Annotated in this window: 20 protein-coding genes; 12 read left to right on the top strand and 8 right to left on the bottom strand. The window is 66.5% G+C overall.

What is annotated here, in order from left to right; genetic code table 11:
* Positions 1 to 10 precede the first annotated feature (10 nt).
* Complete coding sequence (locus BRX37_RS15275; RefSeq protein ID WP_318276704.1) at positions 11 to 517, bottom strand: hypothetical protein; 507 nt, start codon at positions 515 to 517, stop codon at positions 11 to 13.
* A 101-nt stretch (positions 518 to 618) separates the two neighbouring features.
* On the opposite strand from BRX37_RS15275, the gene BRX37_RS15270 reads away from it, so the two are divergent.
* Entirely contained in the window at positions 619 to 1,011 is a 393-nt protein-coding gene (locus BRX37_RS15270; RefSeq protein ID WP_037507261.1) for a VOC family protein, read from the top strand.
* 21 nt (positions 1,012 to 1,032) lie between these two features.
* The gene (locus tag BRX37_RS15265) at positions 1,033 to 1,566 is read left to right on the top strand and encodes a peroxiredoxin (protein WP_004209859.1); all 534 of its coding nucleotides are present in this window, start codon (positions 1,033 to 1,035) and stop codon (positions 1,564 to 1,566) included.
* A gap of 26 nt (positions 1,567 to 1,592) precedes the next feature.
* Here BRX37_RS15265 and BRX37_RS15260 read toward each other — a convergent pair whose 3' ends face one another.
* Positions 1,593 to 2,504, bottom strand: a complete 912-nt coding sequence (locus BRX37_RS15260) for a dienelactone hydrolase family protein (protein WP_125988015.1) — start codon at positions 2,502 to 2,504, stop codon at positions 1,593 to 1,595.
* Between the two features lie 485 nt (positions 2,505 to 2,989).
* On the opposite strand from BRX37_RS15260, the gene BRX37_RS15255 reads away from it, so the two are divergent.
* Positions 2,990 to 4,225, top strand: a complete 1,236-nt coding sequence (locus BRX37_RS15255) for a TCR/Tet family MFS transporter (protein ID WP_125988013.1) — start codon at positions 2,990 to 2,992, stop codon at positions 4,223 to 4,225.
* A gap of 182 nt (positions 4,226 to 4,407) precedes the next feature.
* A complete protein-coding gene (gene guaA, locus BRX37_RS15250) occupies positions 4,408 to 5,979 on the top strand; it encodes a glutamine-hydrolyzing GMP synthase (protein WP_010336491.1) in 1,572 nt (523 codons plus the stop codon).
* A 111-nt stretch (positions 5,980 to 6,090) separates the two neighbouring features.
* Here guaA and BRX37_RS15245 read toward each other — a convergent pair whose 3' ends face one another.
* Complete coding sequence (locus BRX37_RS15245) at positions 6,091 to 6,927, bottom strand: LysR family transcriptional regulator (RefSeq protein ID WP_037507255.1); 837 nt, start codon at positions 6,925 to 6,927, stop codon at positions 6,091 to 6,093.
* Between the two features lie 102 nt (positions 6,928 to 7,029).
* On the opposite strand from BRX37_RS15245, the gene BRX37_RS15240 reads away from it, so the two are divergent.
* On the top strand, positions 7,030 to 8,490 hold the full coding sequence (locus BRX37_RS15240) for an amidohydrolase family protein (protein WP_125988011.1): 1,461 nt from the start codon (positions 7,030 to 7,032) through the stop codon (positions 8,488 to 8,490).
* Positions 8,491 to 8,494: 4 nt separating this feature from the next.
* Here BRX37_RS15240 and BRX37_RS15235 read toward each other — a convergent pair whose 3' ends face one another.
* On the bottom strand, positions 8,495 to 9,271 hold the full coding sequence (locus BRX37_RS15235; protein WP_125988009.1) for a carbonic anhydrase: 777 nt from the start codon (positions 9,269 to 9,271) through the stop codon (positions 8,495 to 8,497).
* A gap of 96 nt (positions 9,272 to 9,367) precedes the next feature.
* On the opposite strand from BRX37_RS15235, the gene BRX37_RS15230 reads away from it, so the two are divergent.
* Positions 9,368 to 10,552 (top strand): aminotransferase, encoded by a 1,185-nt coding sequence (locus BRX37_RS15230; protein ID WP_125988007.1) that lies wholly within the window; start codon positions 9,368 to 9,370, stop codon positions 10,550 to 10,552.
* Here the strand turns inward: BRX37_RS15230 and BRX37_RS15225 are convergent.
* From BRX37_RS15225 to BRX37_RS15215, 3 genes are all read right to left on the bottom strand, one after another.
* The gene (locus BRX37_RS15225; RefSeq protein ID WP_125988005.1) at positions 10,507 to 11,019 is read right to left on the bottom strand and encodes a hypothetical protein; all 513 of its coding nucleotides are present in this window, start codon (positions 11,017 to 11,019) and stop codon (positions 10,507 to 10,509) included. The genes BRX37_RS15230 and BRX37_RS15225 overlap by 46 nt on opposite strands.
* A 120-nt stretch (positions 11,020 to 11,139) precedes the next feature.
* Positions 11,140 to 11,925 carry an SDR family NAD(P)-dependent oxidoreductase gene (locus tag BRX37_RS15220; RefSeq protein WP_125988003.1) on the bottom strand — a complete coding sequence of 262 codons (786 nt, stop codon included), beginning with the start codon at positions 11,923 to 11,925 and terminating at the stop codon, positions 11,140 to 11,142.
* 133 nt (positions 11,926 to 12,058) lie between these two features.
* A complete protein-coding gene (locus BRX37_RS15215; protein WP_125988001.1) occupies positions 12,059 to 12,889 on the bottom strand; it encodes an alpha/beta fold hydrolase in 831 nt (276 codons plus the stop codon).
* 131 nt (positions 12,890 to 13,020) lie between these two features.
* Here BRX37_RS15215 and BRX37_RS15210 point away from each other — a divergent pair, with 131 nt between their 5' ends.
* Both BRX37_RS15210 and BRX37_RS15205 read left to right on the top strand, forming a co-directional pair.
* Positions 13,021 to 14,004 carry a GlxA family transcriptional regulator gene (locus BRX37_RS15210; protein WP_125987999.1) on the top strand — a complete coding sequence of 328 codons (984 nt, stop codon included), beginning with the start codon at positions 13,021 to 13,023 and terminating at the stop codon, positions 14,002 to 14,004.
* A gap of 77 nt (positions 14,005 to 14,081) precedes the next feature.
* Positions 14,082 to 15,563 (top strand): DNA recombination protein RmuC, encoded by a 1,482-nt coding sequence (locus tag BRX37_RS15205; protein WP_125987997.1) that lies wholly within the window; start codon positions 14,082 to 14,084, stop codon positions 15,561 to 15,563.
* Between the two features lie 12 nt (positions 15,564 to 15,575).
* On the opposite strand, the gene BRX37_RS15200 is transcribed toward BRX37_RS15205, so the two are convergent.
* Complete coding sequence (locus BRX37_RS15200; RefSeq protein ID WP_164522471.1) at positions 15,576 to 16,553, bottom strand: acyltransferase family protein; 978 nt, start codon at positions 16,551 to 16,553, stop codon at positions 15,576 to 15,578.
* A 74-nt stretch (positions 16,554 to 16,627) separates the two neighbouring features.
* Here BRX37_RS15200 and BRX37_RS15195 point away from each other — a divergent pair, with 74 nt between their 5' ends.
* The 4 genes from BRX37_RS15195 to BRX37_RS15180 all read left to right on the top strand — a co-directional run.
* Positions 16,628 to 17,257, top strand: coding sequence for a nicotinate-nucleotide adenylyltransferase (locus BRX37_RS15195; RefSeq protein WP_037507245.1), 630 nt, complete (start codon positions 16,628 to 16,630; stop codon positions 17,255 to 17,257).
* 12 nt (positions 17,258 to 17,269) lie between these two features.
* Positions 17,270 to 17,659 carry a ribosome silencing factor gene (gene rsfS, locus BRX37_RS15190; RefSeq protein WP_004209841.1) on the top strand — a complete coding sequence of 130 codons (390 nt, stop codon included), beginning with the start codon at positions 17,270 to 17,272 and terminating at the stop codon, positions 17,657 to 17,659.
* Between the two features lie 147 nt (positions 17,660 to 17,806).
* The gene (locus BRX37_RS15185) at positions 17,807 to 18,229 is read left to right on the top strand and encodes a 23S rRNA (pseudouridine(1915)-N(3))-methyltransferase RlmH (protein ID WP_004209840.1); all 423 of its coding nucleotides are present in this window, start codon (positions 17,807 to 17,809) and stop codon (positions 18,227 to 18,229) included.
* Positions 18,230 to 18,286: 57 nt separating this feature from the next.
* Positions 18,287 to 19,120 (top strand): metalloendopeptidase (locus tag BRX37_RS15180; RefSeq protein WP_125987993.1); only part of this gene is annotated, 834 nt, incomplete at its 3' end.

Raw genomic sequence — 19,120 nt, 5'->3', positions numbered from 1 at the left:
GGGAAGCGGTTCAGGCCGCCGGGGTGCAGCGCTTGCGCACGATCGCCGTGCCGTCATTGGTGATGGTAAGCTGCTGCCCATCGGTCGAGGGACGCAGCATCAATGTCCGGGTCCAGCTTTCGCCCTCCCCCGTGAAATTGGCGACGACCGCCAGCCGCCCCTCCCCCTCGCGCGTGACGCGCTGCACCGTGCCGACGCTTTCATGGAAGATCAGGCTGGCCGCCGTCAGTTCCAGCGCCTGGGCCGCCGCCTTGTCGCCGCAGCGTTCCTTGGTGCCGGTCCAGCGCCCCTGCAGCGCGATCGGGATCGCATTGGCGTGGAGCGCATCGCCCTTGGCCACCGGCAGGTCGGGCGCAGGCTCTACCGGGGTGATGGCATTGGCGCCGGGCGGGACATCGCGCGTGCTGGGCAAGGCCTGGTCCAGGATGTTGGTGACCATGCCGGACTGATTCTGCTCCTTGCTGCCGCAACCGGCGAGCAGCAGCAGCGGAAGGGCGAGGAGGAAATGGTTACGCATGCGATGCCAACCCGGCAGGGCGGCATCGGGTTCCCCCAACCCCCGCGTGACCGGCCATCGCAGCCATGCTATCACCACAGAGACAATCGAGGAGGGATGCCATGCCGGTCCTGGGAATGGGCGGACTTTTCTTTCGCGCACGCGATCCGGCTGCGCTGTCCGCCTGGTATCGCACCCATCTGGGCGTCGGCGGCGGATGCAGCGCCGATCCCGACATTCCGGCGGTCAACGAATATGTCTGGCAGACGCTGGGCGGGCCGATGGTCTTTTCGCCGTTCAAGCAGGACAGCGACTATTTCGCCGCCGACAAGAGCTTCATGATCAATCTGCGCGTGTCCGATCTCGACGGGCTGCTGGCGGACTTGCGCGCGGCGGACGTTGAGGCCATCACCAAGCCCGAATGGGATCATCCCGATGTCGGGCGCTTTGCCCGCATCCATGATCCCGAGGGCAATGCCATCGAATTGTGGGAACCGCCCACCCCCGCCGCCTGACCGACCCATGGGAGCTAGATTATGAAGAGCGCGAAGATCATCCTGGCCCTGGCGGCCGCAGCCCTGGGCACGCAGGGCAGCATGGCGGCACTGGCGGTGGGCGCCAAGGCGCCGGAATTCACCACCCGCGGCGCGCTGGCCGGCAAGACCTTCACCGTCACCCTGTCGCACCAGTTGAAGCGCGGGCCGGTGGTCCTCTATTTCTTCCCCAAGGCCTTCACGCCGGGCTGTTCGGCCGAGGCGCGCGAGTTCGCGGAGAATATCGACAAGTTCAAGGCGGCCGGCGCCACCGTGATCGGCATGTCGGCCGATCCGGTCGATGATCTGGTCGCCTTCTCCACCAAGGAATGCGCCGGCAAGTTCGCGGTCGCCTCGGCCGGGCCGAACATCGTGTCGGGCTATGATGTCGCGCTCAAGATGCGGCCGGGCATGACCGACCGCACCTCCTATGTGATCGCGCCCAGCGGCCGCATCGCCTTCGTCCATAGCGAGATGAGCTATGCCGGCCATGTGAAGAGCACGCTGGCTGCGGTCGAGGCGATGAAACAGAAATAAGGCGCAACAGCGAAGGGGTGATGCGATCACCCCTTCACATATTTGTCGAACCAGCCGATCGTTTCGGCCCAGGCGGCCTTCGCTGCGGCCCCATTATAGCTGGGCCGATAATCGGCCATGAAACCATGGTCGGCGCCGGCATGGACGGTGATCGCATCGGGCGGCGACTTGCCCGCCGCCTTGAGCGCGGCGCGCATCGCCTCGACATCGGCCTGGGGTATGCCCTTGTCCAGCTCGCCATATTGGCCGAGCACCGGCGCCTTGAGCTGCCCCACCTCCTCGATCACAGACAGGGTCTGGAGGTCGTTCTTCTGGGTCACAAGCCGGCCATAGAAGGCGACGCCGGCGTCGAGCGCGGCGCTGTGCGCGGCATAGAGCCAGACCACCCGGCCACCCCAGCAGAAGCCGGTAATGCCGCGTCGCACAGCATCGCCGCCATGGGCGCCGGCAAAGGCATAGGTGGCATCGATGTCGGACAGGACCTGCGCGTCGGGCGCCTTGCTCACGATCTCCGCCACCAACTGCTTGAAGTCGCTGACCTTGGTCGCGTCGCCATGGCGGGCGAACAGATCCGGCGCGACCGCATGATAGCCGGCTTTCGCGAAACGCCGGCACATGTCGCGCACCCATTCATGGACGCCGAAAATCTCATGCACGACGACGATCACCGGCGCCTTCTTCTTGCCCGCCGGCCGGGCGACGAAGCCGGGCATGGCGAAACCGTCGCTGGTCGGGATCGAGACGGCGTCCTCCACCAGCCCGTCGGCCGGGGTCTGGATGGTGCTGGCCGCGACCGGCTGGCAGGCGGCGGCAAAACCGGCGGCGAAGGCGCCGCCGGCCAGGATGTGACGCCGGCTGAGCCCGGTCGAGGCGATCCAGTTGCGATCCTCCGCCAGCCGCTCGACGGGGGACGGCACATCATCGCGATCGGTGGTCATCGGCGCTCTCCTGCTGTGGACGGGCGCAGACTAGCCCAAGCCCACCGCCGCGCAAGCCGACAGGACAGTCTCATGACGCCATCGTCGCATCAGCGTTCCGATCCGATTTTGGGCGAGAGGCAGGAAATATGGCAGCTTGTCCGCAGCTTGTGGCGGACTTGATTTCGATCAGCATGATTTTTCGGAACATCGCTGCGCCGGCCCAAGTTGAGCGCAGGCGGGTTACGATGCCCGTTAGGAGAGTGTGAGATGGCAAACCAGAACCAGAATCCCGGTCAGCAGGGCGGCGGCCAGCAGGAACGCCGCGACAATCAGGATCGCGAGCAGCGCTGATCCCTTCATGCATCCCATAGCATGAGCTGGGGCCGTCCCGCCGGGGCGGCCCTTTTTTTGGGGGGCGTCAGACATGCTGAAACGGCGCCCCATGCCTGAACATCGCGCCATCGCGCTTGGCATCGCCACTCCGGCAGGATAGCGCCTGCGCCATGACTGCCCCCGCCCATCCGCGCCGCGCCGCCGCCATCGCCTTCATCCTGGTGACGGCCCTGCTCGACGTCATGTCGATGGGCATCGTCATTCCGGTGCTGCCGCAGCTGATCGAGACATTGTCCGGCTCCAGCAGCAGCGCGGGCCTGTGGAATGGCCTGTTCGTCGCGCTCTGGGCGGCCATGCAATTTCTCTGCTCGCCGGTGATCGGTTCGCTGTCCGATCGCTTCGGGCGCCGGCCGGTGATCCTGATCTCGGTCGCGGGGCTGGCGCTCGACTATGTGCTGATGGCGGTGGCGCCCAATCTCTGGTGGCTGGCGCTGGGCCGCATCCTTGCCGGCATCACCTCGTCCAGCTTCACCTCCACCTTCGCCTATATGGCCGACATCACCCCGCCCGAGGGGCGGGCGCGGGGCTATGGCCTGATCGGCGCGGCCTTCAGCGCGGGCTTCGTCGCCGGGCCGCTGCTGGGCGGGGTGCTGGGTGAAATCTCGCACCGTGCGCCCTTCTGGGCGGCGGCCGGCCTGTCCGGCCTCGCCTTTCTCTATGGCCTCATCGTGCTACCGGAATCGCTCGCCCCGGAAAAGCGCATGGCCTTCAGCTGGCGCCGCGCCAATCCTTTCGGCGCGCTGCAATTGCTGCGCTCGCACCCCGAATTGTCCAGCCTCGCGATCGTCAACTTCCTCCTCTATTTCGCCCATCATCTCTTCTCGGCCGTGTTCGTCCTCTATGCCGGCGACCGCTATGGCTGGGGCGCCTGGCAGGTCGGCACCCTGCTGGCGATGGTCGGCCTGCTCGACATGGCGGTGCAGGGCCTGCTGGTCGGTCCGGTGGTGAAGCGACTGGGCGATCGCACGACGATGGTCGTGGGCCTCGGCTTCGGCGCGGTCGGCATCGCCGCCATGGGCCTGGCGCCCACCGGCTGGCTGTTCGTCGCCGCCATGTTCCCCAACGCGCTCTGGGGCCTCGCCATGCCGACCATCCAGTCGCTGATGACGCAGCGCGTCTCCGAAAGCGAACAGGGCCAGTTGCAGGGCGCCAACAACAGCGTCGGCGCGATCGCCGGCATCGTCTCCCCGCTCTTCTTCGGTGCGGTCTATTCCGCCTCGGTCGGCACCCGCCCGATCCTGCCCTTCATCGGCAGCGCCTTCCTGATCGCGGCGCTGGTGCTGGCCGGCGCCGCCTTGCTCGGCCACGCGGCAGGACGCAAACAGGATGGTCCTGCGCCGGCCTAGAGCATTCTGAAGTCGGCTGGAACAGCCGACGACTCGCAGAATGCGGTAAACAAAAGAAAATCAGAGCATCATCCGATTTACCCTAATCGGATGATGCTCTGAACCGGGAAAACTGGACATATCGGGGCGGTGCGACTAACCGGGCGCGAATCCCTTCCACCGCTCGACATAAAGGCGATTCGATGACGCTGCCCCTTCAGGATTCCATCCTTATCGTGGACTTCGGCAGCCAGGTGACTCAGCTCATCGCCCGGCGCGTGCGCGAAGCCGGCGTCTATTCCGAGATCGCCCCCTTCACCCAGGCCCAGGCCGCGTTCGACCGCATGAAGCCCAAGGGCATCATCCTGTCCGGTTCGCCCGCCGGCGTGCCGGAAGAAGGCAGCCCGCGTGCGCCGCAGGCCCTGTTCGACGCCGGCGTGCCGATCCTGGGCATCTGCTACGGCCAGCAGGTGATGAGCCATCAGTTGGGCGGCGAAGTGCGCCCCGGTCACGAGACCGGCGAAGGCGGCGAATTTGGCCGCGCCTTCCTGACCGTGACCGAACCCTGCGCCCTGTTCGACGGGCTGTGGGAAGTCGGTGAACGGCATCAGGTGTGGATGAGCCATGGTGACAAGGTCACGAAATTCGCGCCCGGCTTCAAGATCGTGGCCGTGTCGGACGGCGCCCCCTTCGCGGTGATCGCCGACGAGGAACGGAAATTCTACGGCACGCAGTTCCACCCCGAAGTCGTGCATACGCCCGACGGTGGCAAGCTGATCGCCAATTTCGTCCGCCATGTCTGCGGCCTCGCCGGCGACTGGACCATGGCCGAGTTCCGCCAGGTCAAGATCGCCGAGATCCGCGAACAGGTCGGCAATGGCCGGGTCATCTGCGGCCTGTCGGGCGGCGTCGACAGCGCGGTGGCCGCCGTGCTCATCCATGAAGCGATCGGCGACCAGCTGACCTGTGTGTTCGTCGACCATGGCCTGATGCGCCTGGGCGAAGCCGAGCAGGTGGTCAGCCTGTTCCGCGAACATTATGGCATCAAGCTCGTGCATGTGAATGCCGAGGAACGCTTCCTGGGCGGCCTCGCCGGCCTCACCGACCCGGAAAAGAAGCGCAAGTTCATCGGCGGCGAATTCATCGCCGTGTTCGAGGAGGAAGCCGCCAAGATCGGCGGCGCCGATTTCCTGGCGCAGGGCACCCTCTATCCCGACGTGATCGAATCGGTCAGCTTCACCGGCGGGCCTTCCGTGACGATCAAGTCGCACCATAATGTCGGTGGCCTGCCCGAACGCATGAACATGAAGCTGGTCGAGCCGCTGCGTGAATTGTTCAAGGACGAAGTGCGCGTGCTGGGCAAGGAACTGGGCCTGCCTGACATCTTCGTCGGCCGCCATCCCTTCCCGGGGCCGGGCCTGGCCATCCGCATCCCCGGCGAAGTCACCAAGGAACGTTGCGACATATTGCGCAAGGCCGACTTCATCTATCTGGAGGAAATCCGCAACGCGGGCCTCTACGACGCGATCTGGCAGGCCTTTGCCGTGCTGCTGCCGGTCCGCACCGTCGGCGTGATGGGCGATTACCGCACCTATGACAGCGTCTGCGCCGTGCGCGCGGTCACCTCGACCGACGGCATGACCGCCGACATCTATCCCTTCGACGCCGCTTTCCTCAGCCGCGTCGCGACCCGCATCATCAACGAGGTCAAGGGCATCAACCGCGTGGTCTACGACTACACCTCGAAGCCCCCCGGCACGATCGAATGGGAATAAACCGGATTAAATGACCGTCCGGGGGACGGTCATCCGGTTTATTCGGCGCCGCAAGGTGCCGCACCACTTAGACCCAGTTGCGGCGGCGCAAGCCGCCGCAACCCTTGCCGCTTACCGCTCCGCCAGCACCGCCGCCATCTGCGCGACCAGTTCGGCGGTCGGCCCGGCATCGTCCCAGGCATAGAGCGACACGCGCATGGCAGCCTCCGCCCCGAACGGCGCATAGGGTCGCACCGCCCGCCCGGCCGCCGCGCGCATCGGCACCAGCGACAGGCCCATGCCCGCCTCCACCGCGGTCAGCACGCTGGTGAGGTCGCTGCCGGTGAAGGCGACATGGCAGCGCCGCCTTTCCCGCCCGATCCGGTCGAACATCGCATCGCGGTAGAGACCGCCCGCCGGAAAGGCGACCAGCGGCAGCGGATCGGGCCAGTCGCCCAGTCGGTCCGCGCTTTCATGCCAGCCGATCGGTTCGGCGAAACTGGCGCGGCAATCGGCGCTCGGCGTCGGTTCCTTGACAGCGATGATGTCAAACTCGCCCGCGCGGTATCGGCGCGTGAGATCGCGGCTGAGGCCGGTGGTGACGTCCAGCCGCACTGCCCGATATTGCTCGGAAAAACGCGCAAATACCCGCATCATGGCGCGACTGGCAATGTCGTCGGGCAGGCCGATGCGGATCGACGCGCTGCCGGCCGGATCGGCAAGCAGGCTTTCCGCCTCCTGCTGCAGCGACAGGATGCGCCTTGCATGGCCCAGCAGCCGCTCGCCCGCCGCCGTCGGCCGCACCGGCCGTGCCGCCCGATCGACCAGCATATGCCCCACCGCCTGCTCCAGCCGACCGAGCTGCTGGCTGATGGTAGACTGGGTCATGTGCAGCCGCTGCGCCGCGATGGTGAAGCTGCCGCTGTCGGCGATCGCGACAAAGGCACGGAGCAGGCGCGGATCGAGCATGGCATCCCATTTGGATTATGAATGATTGCCATTCATATATGTTGTTTGTCGATGATGCAGCCCCTGCCTATCCTGCGCGCCGCACAAGAACCGGGGATTTTCATGAAGACGCTTCTCGCCGCGCTGCTGGCCGCCACTGCCCTGTTGCCCATGCCCACCGCAGCGAAGGCCGCGCCGGCCCGCGCCGACCTGTTGATCCGCCATGCGACGCTGGTCGATGTCGAGCATGGCCGGCTGGTCCCCAACCAGGCGGTCGCGACCAAAGGCGACCAGATCGTCGCGGTCGGCAACGACGGCACGATTGCCGCCGCCTGGCGCGCGGGCAAGAATGTCGAGGCCAAGGGCCGCTATCTGATCCCCGGCCTGTGGGACATGCATGTGCATTTCGGCGGCGGGCCGGAGCTGATCGAAGAGAATAAGGCGCTGCTGCCGCTCTATATCGCCAACGGCATCACCACCGTGCGCGATGCATCGGGCGACCTGCCCTATGATGTGCTGCGCTGGCGTAGCGAAATTGCCGACGGGCGGCTGTTCGGCCCGACCCTGCTGAGTTCCGGCCCCAAGATCGAGGGGATCAAGCCGGTGTGGAAGGGCACGCTGGAAACCGGGTCGCAGGCCGATGTCGACCAGGCGATCGCCAAGCTGAAAGAACTGAACGTCAATTTCGTCAAGATCACCGACAGCACCCTGAAGCCCGATCTGTTCCTCTATGCCGTGCGCCAGGCGCGCGCTGCCGGGCTGCGTGCGTCGGGCCATATTCCGATGGCACTGACCGTCGGCCAGGCAATCGAGGCCGGGATCAGCTCGATCGAGCATATCGACTATGCCCACAAAGCGGGCGTGAAGGATGAGGCGCGGATCACCGCCGATTTCGCCGCCGGCAAGATCGACCGGGCGCAGGCGAGCGCGCAACTGGATGCCGGCTTTGACGAGCCCACCGCCATGGCCGCCTATCGCGACATGGCTGCACGCGGCGTGTTCGTGACGCCGACGCTCAGCATCTCGCGCACCGTCGCCTATCTCGACCAGAACGATCACAGCGCCGATCCCGAACTGGCCTATATCGGCCCGCGCCTGCGCAAGACCTATGACTGGCGGATCGAGCGCGCGGCCAAGGCGACACCCGATCAGATCGCCCAGCGCCACGCCATCTACGAGCATAATGCCGCGACCCTGCCGCTGTTGCAGCAGGCCGGCGTCACCATCATGGCCGGCACCGATGCCGGCTTCCTCAACAGCTTCGACTATCCCGGCTTTGCCCTGCACCAGGAACTGGCGCTCTATGTCGATCGCGGCCTGACCCCGGCCCAGGCGCTGGCCAGCGCCACCCGCGCCGGCCCGGCCTGGTTCGGCCTGCTCGACCGCTATGGGGCGGTGGCGGAAGGCAAGCAGGCGGATATGGTCCTGCTGACCGCCAATCCGCTGGAGGATATCCACGCCACCAAGGCGATCGACGCGGTGATCCTGCGCGGCACATTGCAGGACCGGGCCAAGCTCGACGCGCTGCTGGCAGAGACGAAGGCGAAGGTCGCCGCCTGGAATGCGGCGGCAACCCGGCCCTGACGGATCAGCCGCGCATCAGCATGTCGGCCGGCACCGGCAGCATGTCGACCTTGCCGGTCGCCACATCATAGACGGCGGCGACCACCTTCAGCGTGCCGGCCTTCACCTTCTCCTCGATCACCGGCGAGGCGTTGACCAGAGTCGCCGCCTGCACCAGCGCATTGGTGCGGGTGACGATGGTCGCATCCTTGCTGCGGGCGAGATAGAGGGCGGGCAGGATCGCGGGGAAGAGCGCGCTGATCTGGCCCGGTACCTCGGGATTGTCGATCGCCGCCTTCACCGCGCCGCAATTGCTGTGGCCCATGACGACCAGTGCCTTCAGCCCCAGCACCGCCACGCCATATTCCAGGCTGGCGACGATTTCGGGCGTGGTGATGTTGCCGGCGATGCGGGTGACGAACAGCCGGCCGATATATTCGTCGAATACCATCTCCACCGGCACGCGCGAGTCGGCGCAGGAGAGGACTCCGACCACCGGCCATTGTCCCTCGGCCGCGCGCGACTTGATGATCGACAGGTCCTGCAGATGGGCGGTCGGCTTGCCGGCGACGAAGCGGGCGTTGCCGGCCATGATCTCGGCCAGGGCGGCGTCGGGCGTCATCGACGCATCCGGGCCGTCGGCGGCGGGCGCCGCCATCGCCGGCACGGACGGCAGGGCGACCATGGCCACCCCGCCCGCCATCGTCATCGCTGTCAGAAAGGCGCGGCGGGAGGGCGCGGCGCCATCCTCCTCCTGCGTCCCGTGCGGCTGGTCATGCATGCCATCGACGTCCGAACACATGGGTCTGTCTCCCTGTGATGAGGAGGCGCCATGATGCCGGACCGGTTTGCGCGAGGCAATGGAAAGACCTAGACCGCTGGCATCGCCGCCGATCCGATGGAGCCCCGCTTGCCCGACACCCGACTTGGCCATCCCGTCTATCGCGACATGCCGACCACCATCTTCGAGCATATGTCGGCGCGCGCACGCGAAACCGGCGCGATCAATCTGGGGCAGGGCTTTCCCGAAGGGCCGGGACCACAGGAAGTGCTGCAAGCGGCGGCGGATGCGCTGCTGACCCGCTCCAGCCAATATCCGCCGATGCCCGGCCTGATCGAACTGCGAACGGCGCTGGCCGATCATTATGCCCGGCATCAGGGGCTGGATCTTGGCCCGCAGGACATCATCGTCACATCGGGCGCGACCGAGGCGATTGCCGCCAGCCTGCTGGCGCTGGTGCGGCCGGGGGACGAGGTGCTGATGCTGGCGCCGCTCTATGACGCCTATCTGCCGCTGGTCGAGCGGGTCGGCGGCGTGGCCAGGGTGGTGAAGCTGACGCCACCGGACTGGCGCGTCACCCGCGCCGCGCTGGAGGCGGCGATCACGCCCCGGACCCGCATCCTGCTGATGAACAATCCGGTCAATCCGACCGGCATCGTGCTGCGTGAGGCGGAACTGGCGCTGCTGGCCGACCTCTGCGTCAGCCATGACCTGATCGCGCTCTGCGACGAGGTATGGGAGGAAACCGTCTATGACGGGCTGCCGCATCGCCCGCTGATCGGTTTTCCCGGCATGCGCGAGCGCACGGTCAAGATCGGGTCGGCGGGCAAGGTCTTTTCCGTCACCGGCTGGAAGGTCGGCTGGATGTGCGCCGCGCCGCCGATCGCCACCCTGCTCGCCCGCGCCCACCAGTTCCTGACCTTCACCACCCCGCCCAACCTGCAATGGGCGGTGGCGCAGGGGCTGGGCTGGCCCGAAGATTGGCTGAACGATCAGCGCGCCGCCTATCAGGCGTCGCGCGATCGGCTGGCGGCGGGGCTGATCAAGGCGGGCTATGTCGTGCAGCCGAGCGGCGCCACCTGGTTCCTGTCTATCGACCTGCCCGCGTCGGGCATCGCGATGGACGATGTGACCTTCTGCAACCGGATCATCGACGAAGCCGGGGTGGCGGCGATCCCTATCTCCGCCTTCTACCCCGACGATCCGGTCACCCATCTGGTCCGCCTCTGCTTCTCCAAGTCGGACGCGACGCTGGATCAGGCGATCGAGCGGCTCGCCGCCTTCCGCGCGAGCCTTGGCTGACGCAGGATCGCCGCGCCCAGGATCAGCATGACGATCAGCAGAAGGCCCTGCGCGGCGAGGAAGGGCGGCTCGGTGCCGGTCGGCGCCAGCCGGTTGAGCGCCGGCACCTTGAGGAAACCCTGCACGACCAGCACGAACAGGTTGAGCCACAAAGCGATGGTCGCGGTCACCGCATAAACGCCCCGCGCCCGGCCCCGCAGGCCAAGGCCGTAAAAGGCAGCGAAGGCGACGATCAATATCAGCGTCGAGAGGATACCGACGCCGATCGCCGGGGTGAAGCCGCGAAAGGGAAAGAGGAAGCCGGTCAGGCTGGTGAGCAGGGTCGTCACCAGGAACAGGCCCTGCATTTTTGGCAGGACATGCCCCCTGGCCATGGCCGGCAGGGCGACAAGGCCGCTGACAATGCCGATCAGGCTGATCGCTACATGCAGCGCGATGAAGGCGGGAATGGAAAGACCGAGGATCATGATTTTTCTCCCTGGAAAATTCCCGTCACCCCCGCGAAAGCGGGGGTCCATCTCCCAACGATGCATCCAGACGCAAGGTCAGGAGATGGATTCCCGCCTTCGCGGGAATGACGAAAGAGGTCAGGCGGTCACCCGATAACGGGGCGCCGCATCCTTGAGCGACAGGTTGGGCCGAAGCGCGGCCCGCGCGGCGAGATAGGCGTCGAGATCGGCATTGTCCGGCAGGGCCGGAATGGTGATCGCCTCGCCCATGTCGAGCCCGGCCAGCGCCGCGTCGACCATCACCTCGACATCCATCACCATGTGCGGCGGCAGGCCGGCAATCTGTTCCGCCGTCCAGATGGCGGTGCGGGTGATGCCGGGCAGCACCGCCTGCACCTTCACGCCCTTGCCGCCCAGTTCGACCTGCAACGCTTCGGTGAAGGCCAGCACATAGGCCTTGGTCGCGGGATAGACGGCAGTGAAGCCGTCCGGCATCAGCGCGGTGACCGACGTGATGTTGATCAGCGTGCCTGCGCCCTTCGCGGCCAGCCGCGGCGCAATGGCGCGGGACAGCCGCGTCACCGCCAGGATGTTGAGGTCGATGAGGCCGGTGAGATAGGCCGGGTCGGTCTCGACAAAAGCCTGCTCCCCGGCGATGCCGGCATTGTTGACGAGGCCGGTGATCGCGTCATCGTCGCGCAGCCGCGCCTCGACCCGTGCCAGATCGTCAGCCTTGGCCAGATCGGCGGCGATCACTTCCACGCTGATGCCACTGTCGGCGCGCAGACGGACGGCCAGCGCCTCCAGCTTCTCGGCGCGACGGGCGACCAGGATCAGATTGGCGCCGCGCCTGGCAAAGCGATCGGCATAGACGGCGCCGATACCGTCCGACGCGCCGGTGATGAGGATGGTGTCTTTGGTCATGGGATGTCTCCTTGGAAAGACTATTTTCCCGTTCGGGCTGAGCGAAGTCGAAGCCCTTGCCTGAGCGAAGCGAAGGCACCTCGCTCCGCTCGGTGGACCCCTTCGACTTCGCTCAGGGCGAACGGTATTTGTGTCAGCCGTTGATGAAATCGAGCAGGTCGGCGTTGAACCGGTCCTGGTGAGTCTGCGTCAGCCCATGGTCGGCGCCTTCATACACGATCAGCACCGCATCCGTAACGATCTTCACCGTCGATAGGGCGGCTGCACCGATCGGCACGATCTGGTCGTCATCGCCATGCAGGACCAGGGTAGGCACATCGACCTTCGCCAGGTCGGCATGGAAATCGCTTTCGGAAAAGGCGCGGATCGAGTCGAGTTGCCCCTTCAGGCCGCCCATCATCCCCTGCCGCCAGAATTCTTGCACAATGCCTTCGGAGATGACCGCGCCGTCCCGGTTATAGCCGTAGAAGGAGATGGTCAGATCCCTGAAGAACTGGCTGCGATTGTCGAACGTGCCCTTGCGGATGCCGTCGAACACGTCGATCGGCAGACCGCCGGGATTGGCTTCGGTCTTCAGCATCAGCGGCGGGACCGCGCCGATCAGCGCCAGCTTGGCAACCCGGCTGGTGCCATGGCGGCCGATGTAGCGGGTGACTTCGCCGCCGCCGGTCGAATGACCGACCAGGATGATGTCAGACAGGTCCAGCGCCGCGATCAGATCGGCCAGATCGTCGGCATATTGGTCCATATTATTATTGTCCCACACCTGGTCCGACCGGCCATGGCTGCGGCGGTCATGGGCGATGGTGCGGAAGCCCTGATTGGCGAAATAGACCATCTGCGCGTCCCAGGCGTCGGCGCTGAGCGGCCAGCCATGGGAGAAGAGGATCGGCTGGCCGTCGCGCGGTCCCCAATCCTTGTAGAAGATGCGGGTGCCGTCCTTGGTGGTGACATAGTTGCTCATGTGAAATTCCCTTCTTCTGTTCCAGAAGGGCGTCCTTCACGCCCTGTGCTTGCAGAATTACTGGCAATGGCGGAGGATCGGGATTGGCGGTTCCGACATTAAGCGGGCCAATTCCGACAAAGGACCAGCATATGGCCGACACCAGCCTTCCGCGCGCCGAAGTAGGCATATTGCTCTATCCGGGCTGTCAGCAGGCGATGGTCCATGGCATGACCGACCTGATCGACATTGCCGGGCAGTTTTCGGTCCAGCATGGCGGCCCGGTAGTGCGCGTCAGCCATTGGCGGATGGGCGATGACGGCTGCTTTGCCCGCAGCCATGACACGCATGAAGGATTGAGCGGCACGCCCGACATCTGGCTGGTCCCCGGCCGCCTGACCGGCGTGCCCGAGGCGGAGGAAGCCGCGCCCTATGCCCGCTGGCTGCTCGATCGCCATGCCGCCGGCGCCACCCTTGCCTCCAATTGCGGCGGCGCCTTCCTGCTGGCGGCGACCGGCCTGCTCGACGGCCGCCCGGCCACCACCCACTGGTGGTTCGCCGACGCCTTCCGCGCCCGCTTCCCCGCCGTGAAGCTCGATTGCGACCGCATCGTCATCGACGATGGCGACATCATCACCGCCGGCGGGCTGATGGCCTGGACCGACCTTGGCATGCGCCTGGTCGACCGGCTGCTCGGCCCGACGGTGATGCTCGACACCGCCAAATTCCTGCTGATCGACACGGCCGGGCGCGAGCAGAAGCATTTCGCCCGCTTCCTGCCGCGCCTGACCCATGGCGACGAGCCGATCCTGAAGGTGCAGCACTGGCTCGCCGCGCGGGAAGCGAAGGCTGTCAGCGTCACCGAGATGGCGGCGCAGGCCGCGCTGGAGGAACGCACCTTCCAGCGCCGGTTCAAGGCGGCGACCGCCATGACCCCGATCGAATATGTCCAGCATCTGCGCGTGGCGCGGGCGCGCGAGCATCTGGAATTTACCCGGCGCACGATCGACCAGATTGCCTGGAGCGTCGGCTATGAGGATGCCGCCGCCTTCCGCAAGCTGTTCCATCGCCTGGTCGGCCTGTCGCCGGGCGACTATCGCGCCCGCTTTGCCGCGCCCAGCGCACAGGCGGCATGACGGCACAAACAAGGAAGGTTCTTGCGACCTTCGACGCGGCCCGCTAAGTTCCCGTTTCGTTCCCAAAAAGGATAGTTATGGACAGCCTCGCCGCCCTTCTCATTCCCGTCGCGCTGCTGATCGGCATCGCCGTCGGCTGGCTGCTCAAGGGCAAGGCGCTGGCGCCGCTGACCGCCGAAAAGGCCGATCTGGCCGGCAAGCTCGACATCGCCGCTGCCCAGCGCAACGGCGCGATCGCCGAATTGGCGGTGGAGAAGGAGCGGGTCGCGCAGAGCATGAGTCAGCTCGCCCGGCTCGAATCCGCGCAGGCCGCGTCCGAACAGCGAATCGAGGCGCTGCAGGCCGCCGCCAGCCAGCGCATCGAAGCGATCCAGACCGAGCGCGAAGCCGCGCTGCGTGACCTCGCCGCGCTCCAGTCCGACATCCATGCCCGCACCCAGGCGTTCGAGCAGCAGATTGCGGCGCTCAAGGACGCCAAGGAACAGCTCTCTGCCCAGTTCAGCGAAATCGGCGGCAAATTGCTCGAATCCGCCCAGACCCAGTTCCTGACCCGCGCCGACCAGCGCTTTGCCCAGGCGAGCGAGAAGAGCGAGGCGCAGTTGAAGACGCTGCTCAACCCGGTCGAAACCACGCTCAAGCGCTATGAGGAAGGCCTCGCCCGCGTCGAGAAGGATCGGGTCGGCAGCTATGCCGAACTGCGCGAAGCGGTGCAGCAGGTTCATCTGGGCCAGGGCCAGGTGCGCGAGGAAACCGCCAAGCTGGTCAATGCCCTGCGCGCCGCACCCAAGACGCGCGGCCGCTGGGGCGAACAGCAGTTCAAGAATCTCATCGAAACCGCCGGCCTTTCTCCCTTCGTCGACTTCAAGGAGGAAGTGTCGGTCGCAGTCGAGGACGGCCGCCTGCGCCCGGACTTCGTCATCAACCTGCCCGGCGACCAGCAGATGGTGGTCGACGTCAAATGCTCGCTGGTCGCCTATCTGAACGCGGTCGATCAGGTCGATCCGGCGCTGCGCGACGCCCATATGCTCGACCATGCCCGCGCGATGCGCACCCATGCCGACGCGCTGGGGCGCAAGGCCTATTGGGAACAGTTCGACAAGGCCCCCGACTTCGTCATCATGTATGTGCCGGGCGACAATTTCGTCACCGCCGCGCTGGAGGCGGACATGGAGCTTTGGGAGCGCGCCGCCAAGAATCGCGTCATCATCTGCGGCCCGGCCACCTTCCTGCCGCTCGCCCGCACGCTGGCGGGCCATTGGCGCCAGGCCAAGATGCAGGAGCAGGCGCAGCAAGTCGGCCAGCTTGGCAAGGAACTCTATGAGCGCCTGTCCGTCGCCGCGACCCACCTCAAGCGCCTCGGCTCCGGCCTCAACAGTGCGGTCTCCAACTATAACAGCTTCATCGGCAGCTTCGAGACGCGTGTCCTCTCCACCGGCCGCAAGTTCCGCGATCTCGACATCGAGACCGGCGGCAAGGAGATCGAGGCGATGGAACCGCTCGACGTCCTCGCCCGCGACGCCCAGGCCGAAGAGGCGCGCGCGCTGCCAGCGGCGGAATAGGATCGTCTCGGGCTAGCTTGCCGCCAAAGGCGCGGACGGAAGCGTCGCGGATCCCGGACGACGCGGCCGCGCCTGCATCCAGGCAATCAGCCCCGCAACCGCCAGGCTGGCGGCAACGCCGCCGGCCACGGGCACGCCCAGCATCAGCCCCGTCATGCAGACCGGGGCATGAACGGCATAAAGCGGAAAGGAAAGTGCCCCCGCCGCCGTCATCCACCGCGATTGTCGCTGCCAGCGCAGCCCGCCCGCCAGCATCAGCGGACAGACCAGCAGGATGAAGACCATGCCACTGATCCAGCCATCCGCGTCGATCACCGTGCCGATGCCGAAATAGAGCGGCATCGCGACCAGGGCCGCCAGCGGCGGAACGGCAATGGTCGGCCTGTCGCGCCACCAGCGCCACAATATGACCCCCATGCCATAGGCGCACATCACCCGCGGCAGGCCGAAGAAGAAGCTGGCAGGCTGCGCCCCCACGTCCATCCCCACACGACTGGCGACAACCGCGAACAGGGTCGCGCTCAGCAGCACGACATGCACCAATATCCTGGTCGACAAGCGGCGCAGGACAAGGCCGTGGGCCATGTTGGCGATCAGTTCCAGGAGGATCGACCAGGCCGGCCCGTTCAACGGATAGAGACGCCCGGTGAAGAGGCTGGGAATCAGCAGCAGATTGGCAAGGGCCACCGGCCAGAGCGACATCTCATTGGTGAGGAGGAAGCCGGGCAGCGCGATCAGCCCGGCTATGGCCATCACTGGCAGGAAGCGTCGATATCGCGCACGAACAAAGTAGATGGTCGACAGCCCCTGCCCCAATCGCGCTTCATAAGTGCGCGCCATCACATAGCCGCTCAGCATGAAGAAGAAGTCGACCGCCAGATAGCCGTTGCCCCGCGCGTCGCCCGTGGTCCAGGTCAGCGCATGGAACAGCAGGACGCTGAGCGCGGCGATCCCGCGCAATCCATCGAATCCGATCAGCCGCCCCTGCATGGCGCGGCTATAGTGGGCAAGCCTTAAGAATCTGCCCATTGCCGCCCCGCCCCGGCGCTGGCATGGCTGCCCCCATGAAAAAGATCGGCCTGCTTGGCGGCTCCTTCAATCCGGCGCATGGCGGGCATCGCGCCATCTCGCTGTTCGCCAGGGACGCCCTGGGTCTCGACGAAATCTGGTGGCTGGTGTCGCCCGGCAATCCGTTGAAGCCCGCCAGGGGCATGGCGCCGCTGCCGGTCCGCCTTGCCCATGCGCAGAAAATCGCCCGCCGCGCGCCGATTCGCGCCAGTGCGATCGAGCGGCAATTGGGCACCCGCTACACCGTCGACTCGCTGCGCGCGCTCCGCCAGCGCTACCCCCGCAACCGCTTCGTCTGGCTGATGGGCGCCGACAATCTGGCGCAATTTGGCCAATGGCGCGACTGGCGCGGCATAGCGCGACAGATGCCCATTGCCGTCATCGCCCGTCCGGGCTATGATGACGCTGCCCGTGGCTCTACGGCCATGAGCTGGCTGCGGCGCTTCGTCCGGTCCGCGCGCCAGAGTGCAGACTGGACGAATTGGAGACCACCGGCGCTCGTGCTATTGCGCTTTCGCCCTGATCCAAGATCGGCAACCCTGCTACGGCAGGCGGACCCCCTCTGGCATCGCGAATATGAAGCAACGTGTGTGCGCGATCCGCTCACGCGCCGGATGATCGTCTAGATTGGAGTTTAATTGACTAACCTCGCCCCTGCCAACGATACGGCGCCTGCCGCCGATAGCGTGGCCGCCCTGCACGCCCTTGTCATGCAGTCGCTCGACGACGACCAGGCGCAGGAAACCATCTCCATCCCCCTCGAAGGCAAGAGCAGCATCGCCGATCATATGGTGATCGCGAGCGGCCGTTCGTCGCGTCAGGTCGCGGCGATCGCCCAGCATCTGGCCGAACGGATCAAGAAGGCCACCGGCCGCTCCGCGCGGGTCGAAGGCCTGCCGGTCGCCGACTGGGTGCTGATCGATGCCGGCGACGTGATCGTCCATCTGTTCAAGCCGGAAGTGCGCAGCTTCTACAATCTGGAACGGATGTGGGGCTTCGTCGACGCACCGGTCGCGGGTAACGCCTGACAGCCCACTGACCGTTCAGTTCGAGCAGCATCGAGCAAAGCCTGTCCTGAGCACTGTCGAAGGGTCGAGATGCGCCCGTCGAGAACCCTTCTCGACTTCGGTTCTCGACAAGCTCGAACCTGCGCTCGAAGCGAACGGAATTTGTAGATGCTCCTCCACATCATCGCGCGCGGCAAGATCGGGCGCTCGCCCGAAGCCGATCTGGTCGACCGCTATGTCAAGCGGCTGACCATGCCGCACAAGATCACCGAAATGCCCGACCGGGGCGGCAAGCTGCCGCCCGTCGGCCCCGGCACGGTGACGGTCATGCTCGACGAGAAGGGCAAGCAGCTTTCCTCGATGGACTTTGCCCGGCGGATCGAGGGCTGGCGTGACACCGGCACGCGCGAGATCCGCTTCCTGATCGGCGCGGCCGACGGCTTCGACGATGCCGAACGGACCAATGCCGACCTGCTGATCGCCTTCGGCGCTATGACCTGGCCGCACATGATCGCCCGCGCCATGCTGGCCGAACAGCTGTGGCGCGCCTGCTCGATCCTCGCCAACCACCCCTATCACCGCGAAGGCTGAGGCTCGACATGCCCGCGGCTTGCGCCTAGTCAAAGCCCTATCGGGCGGGACAAGCGGTTGAAGCGCAGCATCATCAGCAACAGCATCACGGGCATCGCACTGGCCGGCATCCTGGCCCTTGTCGCCACGCGCCTGCCCGCCGCGGACGATGCCGCGATCATCCTGCCTGGCACCGCCGGCACCACGCTAGCACAGGAACAGAAGGCGCTGCGCGACGCCCGCCGCCAGTCGGTGGAGGCCGCCGACCGATCTGTCCGGCTGGAGCGCCAGGCCGGCATGGCCCGTGACGAGGCCGAACAGGCCGGCCGCCGCGCCGCCGCCATGGCCGCCCGCATCCAGCAGGCCGAGGCCGATGTGCAGGCCGCCCAGGCCCGCATCGCCATCATCGCCCGCATGCAGCGCGCCCAGGCCGCGCGCCTCGCCGCCAGGCAGGAACCGGTGGTGCGCCTGACCGCTGCGCTGCAGATGATGAGCCGCCGCCCGCTCGTCCTTGCCCTCGTCCAGCCCGGATCGATCAGCGACGCCGTCCATATGCGCGCGGTGCTGGGACAGGTGCTGCCGGTGATCGAGCAGCGCACAGCGGGCCTGCGCGCCGAACTGGACCGCAGCCGCGCGATCCGCGCCACCGCGCAGCAGGCCGCCGACGCCCTGACAAAGAGCCGCCGCGACCTCACCGATCGCCAGGCCGCCCTGCGCCAGCTCGAAACGCAAAAGCGCGTCGCCGCCCGCGACTATCGCGCCAATGCCGGGCTGGAGAGCGAACGCGCGCTGGCGCTGGGCGAGAAGGCGCGTGACATTGTCGACCTGATGGACCAGCTGGAGGTGGCAAGCGACCTGCGCGATCGCCTGGCGCAACTGTCCGGTCCGGTGCTGCGCCCCGCCCGCCCCGAC

The sequence above is a fragment of the Sphingomonas sp. S-NIH.Pt3_0716 genome (assembly GCF_003950715.1).
Lineage (GTDB): Bacteria > Pseudomonadota > Alphaproteobacteria > Sphingomonadales > Sphingomonadaceae > Sphingobium > Sphingobium yanoikuyae_A.
The sequence above is the reverse complement of the archived record's forward strand: the minus strand, read 5'-3'. Positions and strand labels throughout refer to the sequence as shown.